This window comes from Micromonospora solifontis (assembly GCF_003725545.1).
GTDB lineage: Bacteria > Actinomycetota > Actinomycetes > Mycobacteriales > Micromonosporaceae > Micromonospora > Micromonospora solifontis.
On record NZ_RJLN01000055.1, the window covers coordinates 1 to 19,333 of the forward strand.

Annotated in this window: 15 protein-coding genes; 6 read left to right on the forward strand and 9 right to left on the reverse strand. The window is 72.4% G+C overall.

Translation table 11 applies throughout. The features are described 5' to 3' along the window. Positions 1-83 precede the first annotated feature (83 nt). From pulA to EFE23_RS18640, 3 genes are all read right to left on the reverse strand, one after another. Complete coding sequence (pulA, locus tag EFE23_RS18630; protein ID WP_123242221.1) at positions 84-5,582, reverse strand: pullulanase-type alpha-1,6-glucosidase; 5,499 nt, start codon at positions 5,580-5,582, stop codon at positions 84-86. A gap of 161 nt (positions 5,583-5,743) precedes the next feature. Further along, positions 5,744-6,424: a cellulose binding domain-containing protein gene (locus EFE23_RS18635; protein WP_123242222.1), complete on the reverse strand. Its 681-nt coding sequence runs from the start codon at positions 6,422-6,424 to the stop codon at positions 5,744-5,746. A gap of 81 nt (positions 6,425-6,505) precedes the next feature. Then, a complete protein-coding gene (locus EFE23_RS18640) occupies positions 6,506-7,174 on the reverse strand; it encodes a cellulose binding domain-containing protein (protein WP_123242223.1) in 669 nt (222 codons plus the stop codon). A gap of 331 nt (positions 7,175-7,505) precedes the next feature. Between EFE23_RS18640 and EFE23_RS18645 the strand changes: the two genes are divergently transcribed. Beyond that, positions 7,506-8,051 (forward strand): GNAT family N-acetyltransferase, encoded by a 546-nt coding sequence (locus EFE23_RS18645; protein WP_233601056.1) that lies wholly within the window; start codon positions 7,506-7,508, stop codon positions 8,049-8,051. Positions 8,052-8,089: 38 nt separating this feature from the next. On the opposite strand, the gene EFE23_RS18650 is transcribed toward EFE23_RS18645, so the two are convergent. After that, entirely contained in the window at positions 8,090-8,743 is a 654-nt protein-coding gene (locus EFE23_RS18650; RefSeq protein ID WP_123242225.1) for a GOLPH3/VPS74 family protein, read from the reverse strand. Between the two features lie 197 nt (positions 8,744-8,940). Between EFE23_RS18650 and EFE23_RS18655 the strand changes: the two genes are divergently transcribed. Further along, positions 8,941-10,452, forward strand: a complete 1,512-nt coding sequence (locus EFE23_RS18655) for an APC family permease (protein WP_123242226.1) — start codon at positions 8,941-8,943, stop codon at positions 10,450-10,452. Positions 10,453-10,599: 147 nt separating this feature from the next. Here the strand turns inward: EFE23_RS18655 and EFE23_RS18660 are convergent, their stop codons facing one another. Both EFE23_RS18660 and EFE23_RS18665 read right to left on the reverse strand, forming a co-directional pair. Then, a complete protein-coding gene (locus EFE23_RS18660; protein WP_123242227.1) occupies positions 10,600-10,989 on the reverse strand; it encodes a DUF6841 family protein in 390 nt (129 codons plus the stop codon). Between the two features lie 40 nt (positions 10,990-11,029). Continuing rightward, positions 11,030-11,689 (reverse strand): hypothetical protein, encoded by a 660-nt coding sequence (locus EFE23_RS18665; RefSeq protein ID WP_123242228.1) that lies wholly within the window; start codon positions 11,687-11,689, stop codon positions 11,030-11,032. On the opposite strand from EFE23_RS18665, the gene EFE23_RS18670 reads away from it, so the two are divergent. Then, entirely contained in the window at positions 11,688-11,900 is a 213-nt protein-coding gene (locus EFE23_RS18670; protein WP_233601057.1) for a hypothetical protein, read from the forward strand. The two genes, EFE23_RS18665 and EFE23_RS18670, sit on opposite strands and share 2 nt — an antisense overlap. A gap of 96 nt (positions 11,901-11,996) precedes the next feature. Here the strand turns inward: EFE23_RS18670 and EFE23_RS18675 are convergent, their stop codons facing one another. After that, complete coding sequence (locus tag EFE23_RS18675; RefSeq protein ID WP_123242230.1) at positions 11,997-12,365, reverse strand: ArsC/Spx/MgsR family protein; 369 nt, start codon at positions 12,363-12,365, stop codon at positions 11,997-11,999. 80 nt (positions 12,366-12,445) lie between these two features. On the opposite strand from EFE23_RS18675, the gene EFE23_RS18680 reads away from it, so the two are divergent. Both EFE23_RS18680 and EFE23_RS18685 read left to right on the forward strand, forming a co-directional pair. Further along, positions 12,446-13,171 (forward strand): alpha/beta hydrolase, encoded by a 726-nt coding sequence (locus EFE23_RS18680; protein WP_123242231.1) that lies wholly within the window; start codon positions 12,446-12,448, stop codon positions 13,169-13,171. A gap of 1,264 nt (positions 13,172-14,435) precedes the next feature. Beyond that, entirely contained in the window at positions 14,436-15,092 is a 657-nt protein-coding gene (locus tag EFE23_RS18685) for a C39 family peptidase (protein WP_123242232.1), read from the forward strand. Positions 15,093-15,160: 68 nt separating this feature from the next. Here EFE23_RS18685 and EFE23_RS18690 read toward each other — a convergent pair whose 3' ends face one another. Next, positions 15,161-15,814, reverse strand: a complete 654-nt coding sequence (locus EFE23_RS18690) for a DedA family protein (RefSeq protein ID WP_123242249.1) — start codon at positions 15,812-15,814, stop codon at positions 15,161-15,163. A 60-nt stretch (positions 15,815-15,874) separates the two neighbouring features. Further along, positions 15,875-16,237, reverse strand: coding sequence for a VOC family protein (locus EFE23_RS18695; RefSeq protein WP_123242233.1), 363 nt, complete (start codon positions 16,235-16,237; stop codon positions 15,875-15,877). Positions 16,238-16,394: 157 nt separating this feature from the next. Between EFE23_RS18695 and EFE23_RS18700 the strand changes: the two genes are divergently transcribed. Continuing rightward, positions 16,395-19,247 (forward strand): aconitate hydratase, encoded by a 2,853-nt coding sequence (locus EFE23_RS18700; RefSeq protein WP_123242234.1) that lies wholly within the window; start codon positions 16,395-16,397, stop codon positions 19,245-19,247. Positions 19,248-19,333 lie beyond the last annotated feature (86 nt).

Sequence of the window (19,333 nt, forward strand, 5' to 3'; positions counted from 1 at the left end):
CCGACGGTCAGCGTACGGAGCCACGCAGGCGTCCGGCCCCCTGCCACCTCGGTGGCAGGGGGCCGGATCGTGGTCGGGGCGGGTCAGCTCTGCACGAAGACCGCCACACTGCGGGCCGGCACCGTGAACGTGCCGCTCGTCCGGTCGAAGGACGCCGTCCGCAGCGCCGCGTCGGCGGAGTTCCGCAGCACCGGGTGCAGGTCGACGTTCGCGCCGCGCAGGCCGGTCACCGTCTGCTCCGCCGCCTCCGGGGTGGCGTTGAAGACCACGGTCACCGACTTCCACTTCCCGCCCAGTCCCCGGGCGTCCAGGGTCATGGTGAGCACACCCGGGGTCTCCTGCTTCCCCGAGAGCGGGAAGGCCACCCGCTGCTGCACCTGGTCGGCGGTGGTCAGCCCGAACACCGGCGAGGACCGCCGGATCCGCAGCAGCTCCGCGTACCGGGCGTCGGCCAGGTCGACCGCCGCGCAGTCCGGCACCAGCTTCGGGTCGGCCAGCAGCGGCTTGGCGTACGCCCACTTGCTCTCGTTGTCCGCCGCCGGCGGGAGACCGACGCCGAACCCGTTGCCCTGGGCGCAGTCCCAGCGGATCTGGTTGAACCAGTCACCGGAGTTGAACGAGTTGCGGTCCAGCGACTTCGACCGCAGCCGCTCCGAGCCGGCGGTCACGAAGCCGGTGCCCTGCCCGAGGGCGGTGGTCGACAACGCGAGCACCTGCATCCGGGCCCGGTCCTGCGCCGACGTGCTCTGCGGCAGCTTGTACGCCAACGCGTCGTAGAGGATCTCGTTGTCGTGCGCGTCGACGTAGGTGACCGCCTCGCCCGGCGCGGCGGTGTAGCCGGCCGGCGCGCCGTTGTAGTCGACCTGGTCGCCGGTGACGACCTCGCCCGATGAGCCGGTGAACCGGTAGTCGCGCAGGTTGCCGGTCAGACCCACCTTGATCAGGTCCTGCTGGTGCAGCAGCCGGGCCTTTTGCTCGGCCGCCGAACCGTTGACGGCGTCGCCGTTCGGGTCGGTGTACAGCCCGGAGGCGAAGCCCTGCAGCCGGGGATTGTCGTCGAACGGGCCGCCGCCGCGGACCGCGTCGCGGAGCCGGTCGTTGAAGGTGCCGATCCCGGTGCCGGCCATGTTGGCCTGGGTGGCCTGTACGAACCGGGCGTCGTTGGCGACCTCGCCGAAGTTCCAGCCCTCGCCGTAGAGCAGGATCTTCTTCCCGTCCACCCCGTCGCGGGCGACGGTGAGCCGGTCCAGCGCGGCGCGCACGGCCAGGATGTTCGCCTTCGGGTGGTGCCCCATCAGGTCGAACCGGAAGCCGTCCACCTTGTACTGCTTGGCCCAGGTGACCAGGGAGTCCACCACGAGCTTGCCCATCATGGCGTGCTCCGGAGCGGTGTTGGCGCAGCAGGTCGAGTTCGCGACCGTGCCGTCCTCCAGCAGCCGCTGGTAGTAACCGGGCACCACCTGGTCCAGCACCGACTTCGGGTCGACGCCGGCGGCTGAGGTGTGGTTGTAGACCACGTCCATGACCACCCGCAGGCCGGCCTGGTTGATCCCGGCGACCATCTGCCGGAACTCGGTGGTCCGCTTCGCCCCGGCCGGGTCGACGGCGTAGCCGCCCTCCGGCACGGTGTAGTGCAGCGGGTCGTAGCCCCAGTTGTAACCGTCCTTGTCGGCCACCGCCGCGACGCACTTCTGCTGCTGGTCCGACGCGCGCGGCAGCGCGGCCAGGTCGCAGGCCGGCTGGGCCTGGTCGGCCCGCTTCTCGGGGATGGTGGCGAAGTCGAACGCCGGGAGCAGGTGCAGGTAGTTGACCCCGGCGTCGCCGAGCGCCTTCAGGTGCTTCATCCCGGCGGTGCCCGGGTCGGTGAAGGCGAGGTACGTGCCGCGCCGCTCGGCCGGGACGGTGCTGTCGGCGATGGAGAAGTCGCGGACCGACAGCTCCTGGATCTGCGCCTGCGACGACGGCACCGCGGCCGGCTTGCGCAGCCGTGCCCAGCCGGCCGGCGCCAGGGCCGGGTCGTTCAGGTCGACGATCTGACTGTGCGTCGAATCGGGCGCGAGCGCCACCGAGTACGGGTCGGTCACCGAGGCGGTGACCATCTTCTGCACCGCCGGCTGCCAGGCCTCGACCCGGTAGCGGTAGTACTTGCCGGTCCACGACCGGGTGCCCCGCACCGACCACACGCCGGTGCGGTCGTCCCGGCTCATCGACACCGTCTTCGGCTCGGCCGTGGGCGAGTCGAAGAGCTGGAGCGACACCGTGCGGGCGGTCGGCGCCCAGACCGCCAGGGTGGGCACCCCGCCGGCGAACGTCGGGCCCAGCCGGGCCGAGGTGGCGGCCGGGTAGACGTCGTCGAGCACGCCCGGGAGCTGCACCCCGGTCGCGCCGAGCAGGTGCCCCTCGGCGTCCCGCTCGGTGACCACGAGCTGGCCGCGCAGCGCCGCCGGCACCTTGGCCAGGTCGGCCCGGTCCAGGCGGAAGGCCTGGTAGGCCCAGAGCTGCGGGTACGCCTGCCGCTGGGCCTCGGTGAGCCCGTCGCGCTGCGCCCGCAGCGGCAGCGTGGTGTACGTCCCGGCCAGCTCCCCGTCGGCGATGCTCAGTCCGCCGGTCGGGGCGGCGACCAGGTCGTACCGCTTGCCGTCGGTGGGCCCGGTCTGCCAGGCGACGGTGGACCGGTCGATCCACTGCGCCTTCTGCTTGGTGATGTCGAGGTCCTTGGCGACGCCGGAGGTGGTGGCCGGCAGCAGCCGGCCCTTGACCCCGGCCAGCAGCCAGATCTCGTGCCCGACGGCGGTGAGGTCGAGCCGCTGGTCGTCGGGCTGGTCCTTGGTGTCGCCGTTGTGCACGATGTAGCTCAGCCCGGTGGCGCCGGCGGCCAGGGGCACCCGGAACACCGCCCCGTACGAGTCGACCTTCTCCGGCTTGAGCGGGCTGCCCCAGTCGGTGGGGTTGGCCGCGCCGTCCCACAGGTGCAGGCCCCAGCCGGCGTAGTCGCCGTCCGCCTTGCGCCAGTGGATGACCGCCGTGCTCTGGTCCACCGGCGGGTCGGGCTCGCCGGTGGCGGCCTGCCGCGTCGGGTAGAGGGTCGGGTCGCCCTGCTTGACCCAGACCTCACCGGTCTGCGTCACGTCGATCGTGCGGTCGTTCGCGACGTCCTTGGTCCCGTCCTTGTCGACCACGAGGAAGCCGACGGACCTGGCGCCCGGCTTCAGCTTGACCCAGGCGAACCGGCCGAAGGAGTCCTCCCCCGCGAACGGCTGCCCTTTGGGCCAGTCGGTCTGGTACGCCGGGTCGATGTCGCCCCAGGTGTAGAGCCCCCAGTCGGCGTACCCGCCGGCCGGGCGCTGGTAGTGCACGATCGCCCAGTCCCGCGACGCGCTCTGCGCCGGGGTGCCGACGGTGCCGGTGGACCGGGCGGAGGCGATCCGGCCCTTGCCGTCCCGGACGACCGCCTTGTACTCCACCTTCGTGCCGCCGGCCAGTCCGGTCAGGTCGTGGTGGACGGTGTACGGGGCCTGGTGCGCGGTGCCCAGCAGCGTCCACTTGCCGCCGGGGACCCGGGCGGCGAAGGTGACGGTGGCGAGGGGGTCACCGGTGACCTGCGCGGTGACGGCGGCCTTGGTGGGGACGGGGGCGTCGCCCGGCTCGGTGATGGTGACCTTCGGGGCGGCGGCGGCCTGCGGGATCGCCCGGTCGGCCTTGAGGACCACGGCGGACATCGCCGGCACGGTCAGCGACAGCTTGCCGTCGGCGCCGGCGGCCGTGCTGGCCGCGCCGCCGTAGATGCCGGTGAAGGTGGCGCCGGCCGACCAGGTGTCCACGGGGACAGTCTGCGCGGTGGCCGCGTTGTTCACCGCGACGACGTACTCGGTGCGGTCCTGCGGAAGGATCCGGGAGAAGGCGAAGACGCCGGGACCGTCGGCCGCGTACCGGGTGACCTGGATGCCGTCGCGCAGCGCCGGGTGGTCCTGCCGCAGTCGGCCCAGCTCGGCGATGGTGCGGTAGAGCGGGTGGCTCGTGTCGTACTGGTCGCTGGCGTGGGTGCGGGTGGTGCCGATCAGGTCGTCGTCCAGGTAGTCCGCCGTCTTGGAGGCGAACATGTCCTGCCGGGCGTCCTTGTCGCCGCCGGGTCCGGTGAAGCCCTGCTCGTCGCCGGAGTAGACGACCGGCTGGCCGCGGGTGAGGAACATCAGCTGGTGGGCGAGCTGGTCCCGGCGCAGTTGGCTGGCGTCGTCCCCGCCGGTCGCCGCGATGAACGAGCCGATCCGGCCCATGTCGTGGTTGCCGAGGAAGGTGGTGAGCCGGTTGGCGTCGGTGTTCCGGGCCGAGTACAGGTCGTCCCTGGCGTACACGTCGGCGAGCGCCTTGGCCGAGCCGTCCGCGGCGGTGTAGCCGCGGGCGGCTTCCTGGAACGAGAAGTCGAGGGTGGCTGGCAGCCCGCCGCGCCGCACGTACGTCGACTCGATCTCCTGGTCGGCGCTGTAGACCTCGCCGAACATGAAGAAGTCCGGCTTGCCGGCCTTGGCCGCGGCGGCGTTGATGCCCCGGGTGAACTGCGGCCAGAAGTCGAGGTTGGCGTGCTTGACGGTGTCCAGCCGGAAGCCGTCGACGCCGGCCTTGCCGATCCACTGCCCGTAGATGTCGGTCATGCCGCGGACCACCTCGGGCCGCTCGGTCCAGAGGTCGTCGAGGCCGTAGAAGTCGCCGTACTCGCTGTTCTCGCCGGCGAAGGTGGAGTCACCGCGGTTGTGGTACATGGTCGGGTCGTTCAGCCACGCCGGGACCTTCACCTTGGCGTCCGCCGCGTTGGCGAAGACCGGGGTGTACGGGAACGACTCGGTGTTGACCTGCGGGAAGTCGCGGGTGCCGTCGGCGTAGTTGCGGTCCTCGAAGGCCCGGCCCTGCGCGTCCCGGTACGGCGTGGTCTTCTTGTCGACGTAGCCGTACTTGTCCTCGGCGTACCGGATGACGTCCGCGGTGTGGTTGACGATGATGTCGAGGTAGACCTTGATGCCCCGCCGGTGGGCGAGGTCGACCAGCTTCTTCAGCTCCGCGTTGGTGCCGAAGTGCGGGTCGACCTGGGTGAAGTCGGTGATCCAGTACCCGTGGTAGCCGGCGGAGACGTCCGCGCCGGTGCCCTGCACGGGCCGGTTCTTGAAGATCGGGGCCAGCCAGATGGCCGTGGTGCCGAGGCCCTGGATGTAGTCCAGCTTGTCGATGAGGCCCTTCAGGTCGCCGCCGTGGTAGAAGCCCTTGTCCGCCGGATCCAGGCCGGTGGTGAGCCGGCCGCCGGTCAGGCCGCCGGTGTCGTTGCGCTTGTCGCCGTTGGCGAAGCGGTCCGGCAGCACGAAGTAGAACTGTTCGGCCCGGGCGCTGTTGCTGCCGGCCTTGAGCAACGTCTCGGCGGACGGCTCCCGGCCCCACTGCGGGGCGCCCGCGGCCGCGAGCACGTCGGGGGCGGCGGAGCGGTCGGCGGCGTCGGCGCCCAGCTGGTGGATGGCCACCGGTACGCCGACGAGGGTGAGCACGAGCGAGGAGACCAAGGCGAGCAGCGCCTTGGAGGATATCGGCGGGGGTTTCATCGACGGCCTTTCTCTGGTCGCTGATTCGCCCGCACGCTAGCCCTTGCCGAAACATTCTGCAATGCCTTGCAAACCAAGTCGCAACAAAGCAGCTGTCTTGCGAAACGTGGCAGGGTCGGCCGGCCCACCCCGCCATCGCTCAGGGTGACGACCGCCGGGATTCAGAGGCCCGAGCAGGCCGATCCGTCGACCGTGCAACCCGCCGGCCGGGTGGTGCCGGTGCCCTCGAAGTGGAACCGCAGCGTCACCGACGCCCCGGGCTGCACGTCGACTCCGCTGCGATAGGTGAGCACGCCGTCGGTGAAGTCGGCGGTGCCCTGCTCGGCACTTTCCACCCAGGACGTGACCAGGCGCCCACGGGAGAAGGTCACCCGCACCGTCCAACCTCGCGGCGAGGCCGCCGCGTTGACCATCCGCACCTCACCGATGAAGCCCCCGTCGAAGGTGCTCACCACCGCGTACCGCCCCGTCACCGGCGACGCCGGGGGCGGCGGCGGGGACGCCGACGGAGGCGGAAGCGGGCGCCCGCTGCCGCCGATCGCGCCGGACGGGGTGCGCGTCGGTCGGCTGGGCAGCACGGTGGACCGGGGCGACAGCCCGGGCGCCGCCGGGGCGGCGGAGGTCGGCGCGGCACCCGACGTGGTGGCGGGCGGCGGCAGCCCCGGCAACGACATCGTCGGGTCGGGTGCCGGGACGTCGGCGTACGGTCTGCGGCCCCGGGCCGCGCCCAGCGCGATGACCAGCAGCACCACCATGACGATCACGCCGATCGAGACCACGATCCAGGGCGACGAGGCGATGGCCGCGCCGGGCGACCGGCGGACCCGACGCGTGCCGGACATGATCCTCCCCTGTCGTCGTGCGGTGAGCGTAGCGATCGGGAGCAGTGCCGGAAAGTCACCGCCACCGCGGGCGCGGCGTGCTCAGCCGATGACGCAGTCCGCCCCGTTCACCGTGCACCGGCCCGGCCGGTCGCCGGTGCCGGTACGGGTGAACCGCATCGAGACCACGGCGGACCCGCCCGAAGGCAGCGGCCCGGCGCCGCGCAGCACGAACACGCCACTGCCCTGCGTGCTGACCGACACCCCGGACGCGGAGAACGCCTGGACGCTCTTCACGTTGCCGGTGAAGAACAGCCGCACCTCCCAGCTCTCGCTCCGGGCCGAACCGTTGGTCACCGTCAACCGGGCCTCGAACCAGTCCCGCTCGACCGCGGTCGCCTGGTAACCCGCGGTCACCGTGCCGGTCCGCGGCTCGGCGGGCGTGGACACCGCGGGTGCCGCGACGCTGGCCGCCGCCGACCGGGTGGGGCGGGGTGAGCTGGCGGTCGGCGAGGGCGTGTCCTCGACCAGCGGCGCGGCGCTCGACGGCGCAGCGGAGCCTGTCGTCTCCACTCCGACGGCCGGCAGGTAGATCGGCGGGTCGAGGGTCGCCGGCACCGCACCGCTCTCCCTCGGACGCGCGGAGAACAGGGCGAAGACCAGCAGGCCGGCAAGCAGGCCGACGCCGAGCATCACCACGATCCACGGCACCGAGGTCAGCATCCGCGGCGTCGACCGCGCCCCGGACGCCGGCTGCTGCCCGACGCTCATCAAGCCCCCCTCGCCGGCCCCGACGCGCCAGCGTAGCCATGGTCTGCGGGGATTCGCAGCGTGGCCGCCGCGTTCCGCCCGTCCGGCCGACCGGACGCGCGGAACGGACGACGCCGGCACGCCCCTCGGCCAGGTACGGCGCGACGCGCTCCTGGGGGCGGCCCCGGGGCGCCGACGGTCGCCTCCGTTCCGGTCGTGCCGCGCCTCGACGAACTGATAGCGTGCACGCCGATCGATGACCACAGTGGCTTGTCGAAGTCGGCAGATGGGGTGGCCAGTGGCTGAATGGCAGGGAACCGTTCGACGTGCGTCGGAGGACGACAGCGGGGTGGTGAGCCGGATCCTCGCCGAGGCGTTCATGCGCGATCCGGTGAGCACCTGGATCTTCCCCGAGTACGGGCACCGGGAGCAGGTCCACCCGGCGTTCTTCGCCCCGTTCGTCGCGCTCGCCCTCCGGGACGGCGAGGTCTATGTGGCCGGCGACGGCGTGGGAGCGACCCTGTGGCTGCCGGTCGACGGCGGGGACGAGGCGGACGAGGCGGACGAGTTCGCGGGCCTCGAGGCCGCCATCGGGCCCGAGGCGAGCAAGCGGTTCGGCGTTCTCGACGAGCTGATGACCGCGAACCACCCGGGCGAGCCGCACTGGTACCTGCCGTTCATCGCGGTGCGCCCCGAACACCACGGCACCGGCATCGGCACGGCGCTGCTGCGGCACAAGCTGGCGGTGCTCGACAGGGCCGGCTCGGCCGCCTACCTCGAAGCCAGCTCGCCACGCAACGCCGCCCTGTACGAACGGCTCGGCTTCCGGCGTCGGCCGACGACGCTCGACCTACCGGAGGGCCCCAGCCTCTACCCGATGTGGCGGGACGCGCTCTGATCCTCTCGTCGCCGCCCCGCCCGTGGCGGGGCGGCGGCTCAGCGGCGTACCGCTGTGGTGGTGGCGTCGAGTGCGGCCACCACGGCGGCGAGCAGCACCTCCAGCGGCGGCGGCAGGAGCGCGCGGGACTCCCGCATCCGTGCCATCACCTGGGCGTCGAAGACGGTCCCGCCCAGCCCCACCGCCTCCACGAAGGTGCCCAGCAGCAGCGTCCCGGCATCCACCCTGGCGTGCTGGAGCTGCATCATCATGGCGGTCAACCGGACCCGGGCGGAGGCCGCCTGGTTCGGGTCCGTCGCCGGCCACCTGACCGCCCGGCCGAGCAGCCGTCCCTGCTCGCGGCGGAGGACGCCGGCGGTGACCAGGCGGGTGCCCACCCGCTCGTTGATGTTGAGGTGCTCCCGTAGGTAGCGGATCCACAGCCGGATCGGGTGCACCCCTTCGCGGCGCATGATCTCGGTGATCAGCAGATCGGTCAGCGGCTCCTGCCACAGACGGTGGTCCACCGCGACGACTCCGCCGCCCTCGAGGGCGATTCTCCGGTCGAAAAGCAGCTCGGCGAGCGCCGCACCGGCCAGGGCGCAGTCCAGCCGGTCCACGGCGGCGTGCGGCTTGCCGGTGAACTCGTCGTGGCCGATCAGGAACAGCGCATCAGCGAGCCGGTGCGTGGATTGTGCGCCGTGGTAGGTCATCGTCCATCCTCATGCGACGGCCGCGAACGTCGACACGGGACGGTACGGCATGACCACCGACAGCTCAATTCGCGTGTACCCGAAGTGTCCGCGAATGATGTCCGCAGTGGTCTTGTGACGATGCGTGATCCTCAATACCCTGCATCGGGTTGCTCCTCTTAGGACCACCCCAACCCCTCCTCGCTCCTGGAGAAGTCTTGACCTCCGATCCCTTCTTCGCCGACGGCGGCCTGCGTCGTGGCCGCCTCGGCACCGCCCACCTCGTCTTCTTCACCGTCGCGGCGTCAGCGCCGCTGACCGTCCTGGGCGGCGGTGTCACCACGATGTACGCCGTCAGCGGCAACATCGGCGCCGCGCTGGGCTACGTGCTCATCGCCGTGGTGCTCGCCGTCTTCGCCACCGGCTACGCCGCGATGAGCCGCTACGTCGCCAACGCCGGCGCCTTCTACGCCTACATCGCCAACGGACTCGGCCGGGCCGGCGGGGTGGCCGGCTCAGCCGTCGCCCTGGTCGCGTACAACGCCATCCAGATCGGCCTGTACGGGCTGATCGGCGCCATCCTGAAGGACTTCCTGTCCGCCAAGGCCGGGATCGACCTCGCCTGGTGGATCTGGGCGCTGGTCGCCTGGGCCGTCGTCGGTCTGCTCGGCGTCCTGCGGATCGACCTCAACGCCACCGTCCTGGCGATCCTGCTGGTGCTCGAATGCATCGTCGTGGTGATCTTCGACGTCGTCTCCCTGGCCCACCCCGCCGACGGGGCCATCACCGCCGACGGCATCAGCCCGGGCAAGCTGTTCGGCGTCGGGTTCGGGGCGGTCCTCGCCTTCACGATCGCCTCGTTCACCGGATTCGAGAGCGGCGCGATCTACAGCGAGGAGGTCAAGGACCCGCGGCGCACCGTCGCCCGCGCCACCTACATCGCCGTCGCCTTCACCGGCCTGTTCTACGCGTTCTCCGCGTGGGCGCTGACCGTGCTGACCGGCCCGGGCAACGCGCAGCAGGCCACCACCGAGGCCGGGCCCGGTGTGGTCTTCGGCGCTCTCGACCAGTACGCCGGCACCATCGTCGCCGACATCGCCAACGTCCTGTTCATCACGTCGGTGCTCGCCGCGCTGCTGTCGTTCCACAACGGCGTGGCCCGCTACCTCTTCGCGCTCGGCCGCGAGCGGGTGCTGCCCAGGTTCCTCGGCGCCACCTCGAGCCGGAGCGGGGCCCCGGTCGCGGGGTCGCTGGTCCAGAGCGGCCTGGCGGTGGTCGTCTTCCTGGCGTTCGCGGTGGCCGGGCGGGACCCGGTCATCGACCTGTTCACCTGGCTGTCCGGGGCGGCCGCCGTCGGCGTCGTCCTGCTGATGACGCTGACCTCCGCCGCCGTCGTCGGCTTCTTCCGGAGCCGTCCCGGGCCGGAGACCCGCTGGCAGCGCAGCGTCGCCCCGGCCCTCGGCACCGTCCTGCTCGGCGCGGTCCTGCTGGTGCTGCTGGTCAACTTCGACGCCCTGCTCGCGCCGGACACCGCCAGCTATCTGAAGTGGCTCCTGCCGGCGCTTCCGGTCGCGGCCGGGATCGTGGGCCTGATCTGGGGCGCCGTGCTCAGGGCGGCCCGCCCGGACACCTACGCCCGCATCGGTCGGGTCGCGGAGCAGGGATTCCACGAACCCGGCCTGCACCCGTCGCCCGAACCCGACAGCCGGGTGGCAGCCGGCCGTCAGTGACTCCACCACCCCGAGCTACGCGACGCGGCAGTCCGACCCGCCGGCCGGCGGGTCGGACTGCCGTCCGTTCACCCCCGGGTCGGAAGGGGGGTACCGGACGACGAGCCGGCCGGCAAGCCGCGGTACCCGGCTGCCGAGCGGGCCCCGCTAGGCGGTCCGGATGACGGTGCAGATGGCCGGGCCGTCGTCCGTGGCCCGCAGCAGGTAGCGGTAGCGCTCCCCCGGCACCGCCCCGCCCTGGCTGTCCAGGAACTCCCATCGGACGGCGACCTCGGTGAGCAGCGCGGAGACCGGCTGCACGTCCTCGATCTGCGCGTTGGCCGCGACCAGCTCCCGCTCCTGGTAGTCGGGCGCCGCGCCGACGAAGCTGAGCGCCACCGCGGCCGGGGAGGTGAACGAGAAGCTGTAGGTGTCGGCGACCACCAGCCCGGGCAGGGCGTAGCAGCCGGCGATCGCGGGCACGTCGCCGGTGGTGAGGGCGACGCCGTACCGGTCGAAGAAGTCCGTCAGCGCGTCGAGATCCGTGGAAGCCGTCACAGCGCTCTCCTTTGCCGCGCCGGCCGCCCGGCAAACCTGCTCAGCGTGGTGGAATGCGCACCTCGATCTCGGCGCCGAGCTGGGCGCCACCGGTCAGGTGCAGATCGTCGCCGCTCCAGAACCGGCCCGGGTCGTACCAGTTGGGCCGGCGGCCCGCCGGCAGCAGCCCCATCGCCTCGTAGGTCACCGCCACCACCTCGGCGCAGTACGCGGTCTCCAGCGCCCGGTCGCGCACCGGCACGCCGGCGCCGTCCGGGGTGGACCGGCCGCGGCGCAGGTCGGGCACCCGACCCCGGGCCCAGCGCCAGGCGAGCTGGGCGGTGGACGGGAACGGGGTGCCGTCGAGGCGCGCCACGGTATGCAGCACCGCCTCCTCCATCGCCACGTCCGCCGGCGGTTCCAGCTGGCGCAGCCAGGCCCGCTGGCCGTACCGGTTGGCCCAGACGCAGACCGCGTCCCGCAGGTCGTGCAACTGGACGCCACGCTGGTGGGTGCCGGTCCACATGTCCGGCAGCGAACGGCCCAACTCGGCGTGCCACATGAGCGGAGGCATGTCGTCCAGGACCAGCGCCATGCCGACGTGGTTGACCGGGCTGTTCGTGGTGAACTGGATGGCCCGGTCTGGCACGCTGCGCCCCCGGAACACCCACACGTCGCCGGTCCGGGTCAGCTCCACGGCCTCGTCCAGGCTGATGCTCATGAAGGACTACCCTAAGCCGATGCGGCTACGGATGCGGTGGTGGAAGGTGCTCGGACTGGCCGGCCTCGCCGGGGTCGCGGCGACCGGTGTGGTCGTGGCCCGGGCGGAGCGGCGCCGGCGGGCGTACACCCCGGAGGAGATCCGCCAGCGGTTGCGCGAGCGGCACGCGGGGGCCGGCGGGGACGTCACCCCGGCCGACGACCGCTCCTGATCCCGTTCGGTCACCGGGTCCCGCCGCCGTCCGGCTCGCCCGAGCCGCGGTCGGCGTAGGGCCGGCCCGACGGCCGGCCGCAACCAGCGCACCGCGTCACCGGTCGGTGCGACGCACCGCCTCGTCCAGGGCCTCGGGGGTACGACCGACCAACGCCCCGCCGTCGTCCAGCAGCAGGATCGGCCGCTGGATCAACTCCGGGTGCGCCACCATCGCGGCGATCCAGCGCGGTTCGCTGTCGTCGTCCCGCGACCAGTCGGCCATGCCGAGGGTGGCGGCCGCCGGCTCGCCGGTGCGGCAGATGTCCCAGGCCCGCGCCCCCAGCCGGCGCAGCACCTCGGCCAGCTCCGCCGCGCTCGGCGGCTCGGTCAGGTACGCGCGCAGCCGGTACGGCACCCGCGCCTCGTCCAGGCTGCTCCGGGCGGTGGCGCACTTCGAGCAGGCCGGGTTGTCCCAGATCTCCATGCCGGACATCGTGGCAGAGCCGCCCGACAGTCCGGGTAGGACGGTCGACGGAGCCGCGGAACGACCCCTATACTGCAGCCATGGGAAACAGTTTCTGGGAGACGCAGTTTGTCCTGTCCCCGCCCACCGGGCCGGTCGAGCGGCACGACCAGGTGGACCTCTACCCGCCCGTGCGGAGAGGCCGACGCCCGGCCGTCGTCGTGGCGCACGGCATCCCGCTCCCGCCCGACGCCCCCGACCCCCGGGACTGGCTGCTCTACCGGGGTTACGGCGCACTCCTCGCCGAGCAGGGCACGGTCGCCGCACTGGCCCGGCTCACCGTCGACGCCCCGGCCGGCCTGCCGGAGCCGGCCGCCCAGCTGGCGAAGGCCGTGGACCTGGTCCGCGCCGACCCCCGGGTCGACCCGGACCGGGTGATCCTCTGGTTCTTCTCCGGCAGCGGCCTGCTGCTCGGCGACTGGCTGCGGGACCCGCCGCCGTGGCTGCGCGGCCTGGCGGCCACGTACCCGCTGCTCGCCCCGCTGCCCGGCTGGGACGTCGACCCGCGCTTCCGCCCGCTCGAGGCGCTCGCCGAGGCCGAGCACGCGCCGCCACTCGTGCTCACCCGGGCCGGCCAGGAGCGCCCGGAGATAGCGGCCGGCACCGAGGCGTTCATCGCCGAAGCGGCACGCCGCGGTACGCCCGTGCAGGTCATCGACGTACCGGACGGACGGCACGGCTTCGACGCCCTGGACCACACCGACCAGTCCCGCGCGGCCGTACGCGCCGCCCGCGACGCCGTCGTCGCCCTCCTCACCACCCCCTGACCCCGCGCGCCCCCTCCAGCGCGCGGGCCCCCTCCGGCGCTCGCGCCACCCGCGCCCCTCGGGCGCCCTCGGCGCCCGCGCCACCGCCAGCGCGCGGCCTCTGCGGCGCCCTCGCCGCCACGCCAACCTCGGCGCCCACGCAATCTCGCCGATATCGCGGCTTCCCGGCACCGGGAAGCACCCCCCTTCGGCGAGATTGCGTGGATCTTGCCCCGCCCGTCGACCTTGACCGGTGACGGCGGGGCCGGAGGGCCGTTTCGGGTGGAATGTCCGGCTACTGTGCCGGCCGACGGTCGCGGGGCATGCCATGGCGGTCCGCGTGAGCGCCACGGCATTCCACAGCCGCGTGCCTGCTCGTCACCGTGCCGGCCGGACGCCGCGTCCCTCGGCCTGGGCTTGATCCACTCCAGGTGCGGCAAACCGCGGCATCCCGGAGCTCGGCCACCCCGCCCTGCCGCAGCCCGAGTCGATCACCGTTCGATGCGATGCGCCGCCGGTCGGGTGGCGCTGGGCGGGTGTCGCGTGGTCGGGTGGGCGGGTCGGTCCGTGCAAGGTCGCCGGAGACCTCCATAGCGTTCCACCGACCGCAGAGTTGCCCCCCGGGATGCAGTGGGCGGCCCGGGGTGCGGTGGGCCGCCCGGGGTGCAGTGGACCGCCCGGGGTGCGGTGTCCGGGTCAGGGTCGGCTGGTCCCGGCCACAGCTGGCGGCGCATCCGGCCACGGCGAGCGGTCTGTCCGGCCACGCCGAGCGGTCTGTCCGGCCACGGCGAGCGCCGTGCCCGGCCCACGGCGGGCGGTGTCCGGTTTCGATGAGGCGGCTTGTCAGGTTTCGCTGGGGTGGTTTGTCCGGTTGCGTTGGTCGTGGAGGGATGTCCCCGCCGGGCCGGTCCGGGTGGTTGATGGGCCCGGTGTCGTGTGGCCGGGGCCATCCCACGGGCGGAATGATGGCGGGGCGGGGGTCGTTGAACATGGCAGACCGCGCGGCAACCACCACCCCCTCTCGGGGGGTCGGCAGCCCCGGTCGGAATGACCGGCCACCGGCCGTCGTTACCTCCCCCGGACCGCGAACGCCTGGTCCACGAGCCGGTGAGGTCGAGGGAATCACTCCCCGCCCCCGGTCGTTACATCCCCGGGCCGCCCGAGCAGGTCACCCCCCCGATCGCCGGGCCCGCCCACCACAGACTTTCCCCCTTCTCGCGGCACGCACCGCACCCCCCTTTCGCGGGGTGCCGCGGAACCCCCGAATGGAAGGCGTGAACTCATCATGGCTACCACTCTGCTGCGTAAGACCGTTCTGACCGCTGCCGGCTTCGCCGCCACCGCCGGTGGGATCGCCGGCCCCGCCATCGCCGCGCACGCCGCCGAGGCCAAGCCGACGGCGCAGGTGCAGACCGACCGCAAGCACGGCGGCGAGCGGGAGCTCAACGTCCGCTACGAGGCCCAGCCCAACTTCTACTACTGCGGCCCCGCCGCCACCCGCAACGCGCTGAGCGTGCAGGGCAAGAACATCGACGTCGACGCCATGGCCCGCGAGATGGGCACCACCGAGAACGGCACCAACAGCATCAACGACATCACCCCGGTCCTGAACAAGGAGACCGGTAAGACCGACGCCTACCACTCGGTGGAGATCAAGGACAGCAAGGCCGACGACAAGCAGACCGACCGACTCCGCGCCGACATCGTCCGCACCATCGACAACGGCCGCGCCGTGGTCGCCAACATCGCCGGCACCACCACCGACACCGACGGCAACACCCACTCCTTCGAAGGCGGCCACTACATCAGCGTCGTCGGCTACCGCGACAACGGCAACATCGTCACCATCGCCGACTCCGCCAACCCCAACACCGCCTCCTACCGCATCACCGTCGACAACCTCGCCGACTGGATCGCCACCCGCGGCTACAGCGCCTCCTGACCGGCGACCGCCGACAGGAGCGAGCACGAAGGGCCCGGCCCCCACAAGGGGTCGGGCCCTTCGTCGTGTCAGCGGTCGCCGGCGGTCACCGGCTCGGCCTCGTCGGGCACCTCCACGGCCCCGAGCCGCCGCGCCCGGCGGCGCAGCCACCAGGTGCTGACCAGCCCGGCGAGGACGGCCAGCGCCAGGCCGGCCCAGGAGATGTCCTTGAGCCAGTGCTCGGCGGCCCGGCCCACGCTGAAGAGCAGGTACGTGGTGCCGAACGCCCAGACCAGGCCGCCGGCCGCGTTGGCCAGCAGGAACCGGCGGTACGGCACGTGCAGCGCGCCCGCCAGGGGTCCGGCGAGGATCCGCAGCAGGGCCACGAACCGGCCGAAGAAGACCGCCCAGACGCCGTGCCGGGCGAAGCTCTCCTCCGCGCGGGCCAGGTGCGCCGGGCCCAGGTGTCTCGGGAAGCGCCGGCCCAGGCGTGCCAGCAGGGGCCGCCCGCCACGCCGGCCGACGGCGTACCCGATGGAGTCGCCGACGATGGCGCCGGCCGCGGCGGCGGCGGCCACCCACTCCGGCTCCACCACCCCGGTCGCCGCGAGCAGGGCGGAGCTGACCAGCACGATCTCGCCGGGCAGCGGTACGCCCATGCTCTCCACGCCGATCACCCCGGCGACGATCAGGTAGACCACGCCGGAGGGAAGCGCGGAGAGCCAGTGTTGTACGTCGACCACGCCCACCCCTTCCGGTCCGATCCCGAACCCTACCCGGCAGTGGGGGGCGAAACCTCCCCGTCAGCCGGCCGTCACCGGGGCGAGGAACTCCAGCCGGTTGCCGTGCGGGTCGTGGGTGTGGAACCGGCGCACGCCGGGGATCTCCTCGTCACCCCAGGTGACGGGGTGGCCGGCGGCGGCCAGCCGGGCGGCGAGCGCGTCGAGGTCGGGGCGGACCAGCGCAGGGTGCGCCTTGCGGGCCGGATGGAAGTCGTCCTCGACGCCCAGGTGCAGTTCGGCGTCGTACCCGGTGAACCAGCAACCACCGCGGGCGGCGAGGGCCGGGGGCTTGGCCTTCTCGGTCAGGCCGAGCAGGCCGACGTAGAACGAGCGGGACAGCTCCTCGGAGCCGCGCGGACAGGCGAGCAGGACGTGATGGATCATGGTGGGCACCTCCTCGTCCCGAACCCTGGCATGAGGTTGCGCGAATAGCAAGACGGACGTACGGTTTTGTAGAGCCCGACGCAGGTAAGTGTTGCCTAAGCACGGCAACGCCCCCGCCGGTGCGACAGACTGCTCAGGACTACTCACGGTCGCTGGTGTGAAGGAGTACGACGTGGCGAGCCTCGACACCTTCGGTGCGAAGACCCAGCTACGCGTCGGAGACGCGAGCTACGAGATTTTCAAGATCGACAAGGTGGAGGGCCACGACCGGCTGCCCTACAGCTTGAAGATCCTCCTGGAGAACCTGCTGCGGACCGAGGACGGCGCGAACATCACCGCCGACCACATCCGGCAGCTCGGCGCGTGGGACTCCGCCGCCGACCCGAGCGTGGAGATCCAGTTCACCCCGGCGCGGGTGCTGATGCAGGACTTCACCGGCGTACCGTGCGTCGTCGACCTGGCCACCATGCGCGAGGCCGTCCGCGACCTCGGCGGTGACGCCACCAAGGTGAACCCGCTCGCCCCGGCCGAGCTGGTCATCGACCACTCCGTCATCGCCGACCTGTTTGGCCGCGAGGACGCCTTCCAGCGCAACGTCGAGCTGGAGTACGAGCGCAACAAGGAGCGCTACCAGTTCCTGCGCTGGGGCCAGACCGCGTTCAACGAGTTCAAGGTCGTCCCGCCGGGCACCGGCATCGTGCACCAGGTCAACATCGAGTACCTGGCCCGCACGGTGATGGAGCGCAACGGCCAGGCGTACCCGGACACCGTGGTCGGCACCGACTCGCACACCACGATGGTCAACGGCCTGGGCGTGCTGGGCTGGGGCGTCGGCGGCATCGAGGCCGAGGCCGCGATGCTCGGCCAGCCGGTCAGCATGCTGATCCCGCGGGTCGTCGGCTTCAAGCTCTCCGGCGAGATGCCGGCCGGCACCACCGCCACCGACCTGGTGCTCACCATCACCGAGATGCTGCGCAAGCACGGCGTGGTCGGCAAGTTCGTCGAGTTCTACGGCCCGGGCGTGAGCGCGGTGCCGCTGGCCAACCGGGCCACCATCGGCAACATGTCCCCCGAGTACGGCTCCACCGTGGCGATCTTCCCGATCGACGCCGAGACCGTCCGCTACCTGGAGCTGACCGGCCGCGACCCGCAGCAGGTCGCGCTGGTGGAGGCGTACGCCAAGGAGCAGGGCCTCTGGCACGACCCGAACCACGAGCCGGAGTACTCGGAGCGGCTGGAGCTGGACCTCAGCACCATCGAGCCGTCCCTGGCCGGCCCGAAGCGCCCGCAGGACCGGGTGCCGCTGGGCGCCGCCAAGACGCTGTTCCGCTCGGCGCTGACCGACTACGTGGCCGCCGACGCCGCCGGCGAGCGCGACCTCAAGCCGAGCGTCGCCCGTGAGCAGCTGCCCCGGGGCGCGAACGGCCCGGCCGACGAGGCCAGCGCCGAGTCCTTCCCGGCCAGCGACCCGCCCGCCAACGAGTTCAGCGACCCGGCCGACGAGCCGCGCGACCTGGAGACCGCCGCGGCGGGTGCGGGTGGCCGCGCCACCAACCCGGTCCGGGTGACCGGCGCCGACGGCGTCGAGTACGAGCTGGACCACGGCGCCGTGGTGATCGCCGCGATCACCTCCTGCACCAACACGTCCAACCCGCAGGTCATGATCGGCGCCGCGCTGCTGGCCCGGAACGCGGTGGACAAGGGCCTGGCCCGCAAGCCGTGGGTGAAGACCACCCTCGCGCCCGGCTCCAAGGTCGTCATGGACTACTACGACCGGGCCGGCCTCACGCCGTACCTGGAGAAGCTCGGCTTCAACCTGGTCGGCTACGGCTGCACCACCTGCATCGGCAACTCCGGCCCGCTGCCGGAGGAGGTCTCCGCCGCGGTCAACGAGGGCGACCTCGCCGTCGTCTCGGTGCTCTCCGGCAACCGGAACTTCGAGGGCCGGATCAACCCGGACGTCAAGATGAACTACCTGGCGTCCCCGCCGCTGGTGGTCGCGTACGCGCTCGCCGGCACCATGGACATCGACCTGGCCAACGAGCCGATCGGCGAGGACTCCGAGGGCAACCCGGTGTTCCTGCGGGAGATCTGGCCGAACAGCGCCGAGATCCAGGACGTCATCGCCTCGGCGATCGGCGCCACCGGCTTCAGCTCCGCGTACGCCGACGTGTTCGCCGGTGACGAGCGCTGGCAGTCGCTGCCGACCCCGACCGGCGACACCTTCGCCTGGGCTGGCGAGTCGACCTACGTCCGGAAGCCCCCGTACTTCGAGGGCATGGAGCGCGACCCGAAGCCGGTGCAGGACATCGCCGGCGCCCGGGTGCTGGCCAAGCTGGGCGACTCGGTGACCACCGACCACATCTCCCCGGCCGGCTCGATCAAGGCGGACTCCCCCGCCGGCAGGTACCTCGCCGAGCACGGCGTGGCGCGGCACGAGTTCAACTCGTACGGCTCGCGCCGGGGCAACCACGAGGTGATGATCCGGGGCACCTTCGCCAACATCCGGCTGCGCAACCAGCTCGTCCCGGGCGTCGAGGGCGGCTTCACGGTCAACCACCTGACCGGCGAGCAGACCTCGATCTACGACGCCTCGATGGCCTACCAGGAGGCGGGCGTCCCGCTGGTCATCCTGGCCGGCAAGGAGTACGGCTCCGGCTCGTCCCGCGACTGGGCGGCCAAGGGCACCATGCTCCTCGGGGTGAAGGCGGTCATCGCCGAGTCGTACGAGCGGATCCACCGCTCGAACCTGATCGGCATGGGCGTCCTGCCGCTGCAGTTCCCGGTCGACACCACCGCCGAGTCGCTCGGCCTGACCGGCACGGAGACCTTCTCGATCAGCGGCGTCACCGCGCTGAACGAGGGCGAGACCCCGCGTACGGTGAAGGTCACCACCGACACCGGCGTGGAGTTCGACGCCGTGGTCCGGATCGACACCCCCGGTGAGGCCGACTACTACCGGCACGGCGGCATCCTGCAGTACGTGCTGCGCCGCATGATCGCCAGCTGACGTCGTACCCGGACAGGGCCCCTTCCCGCGACCAGCGGGGAGGGGCCCTGCGGCGTTTCCGGCTCCGCGTGTTCACCTGAGCCTCC

What these genes read in the sequence shown, in the direction of transcription:
- EFE23_RS18695 (WP_123242233.1), bottom strand. Translation starts at nt 16,237, where the DNA reads ATGATCCATCACGTCCTGCTCGCCTGTCCGCGCGGCTCCGAGGAGCTG.
- EFE23_RS18685 (WP_123242232.1), top strand. Translation starts at nt 14,436, where the DNA reads ATGGCTACCACTCTGCTGCGTAAGACCGTTCTGACCGCTGCCGGCTTC.
- EFE23_RS18670 (WP_233601057.1), top strand. Translation starts at nt 11,688, where the DNA reads ATGAAGGACTACCCTAAGCCGATGCGGCTACGGATGCGGTGGTGGAAG.
- EFE23_RS18665 (WP_123242228.1), bottom strand. Translation starts at nt 11,689, where the DNA reads ATGAGCATCAGCCTGGACGAGGCCGTGGAGCTGACCCGGACCGGCGAC.
- EFE23_RS18640 (WP_123242223.1), bottom strand. Translation starts at nt 7,174, where the DNA reads ATGAGCGTCGGGCAGCAGCCGGCGTCCGGGGCGCGGTCGACGCCGCGG.
- EFE23_RS18675 (WP_123242230.1), bottom strand. Translation starts at nt 12,365, where the DNA reads ATGGAGATCTGGGACAACCCGGCCTGCTCGAAGTGCGCCACCGCCCGG.
- pulA (WP_123242221.1), bottom strand. Translation starts at nt 5,582, where the DNA reads ATGAAACCCCCGCCGATATCCTCCAAGGCGCTGCTCGCCTTGGTCTCC.
- EFE23_RS18635 (WP_123242222.1), bottom strand. Translation starts at nt 6,424, where the DNA reads ATGTCCGGCACGCGTCGGGTCCGCCGGTCGCCCGGCGCGGCCATCGCC.
- EFE23_RS18650 (WP_123242225.1), bottom strand. Translation starts at nt 8,743, where the DNA reads ATGACCTACCACGGCGCACAATCCACGCACCGGCTCGCTGATGCGCTG.
- EFE23_RS18680 (WP_123242231.1), top strand. Translation starts at nt 12,446, where the DNA reads ATGGGAAACAGTTTCTGGGAGACGCAGTTTGTCCTGTCCCCGCCCACC.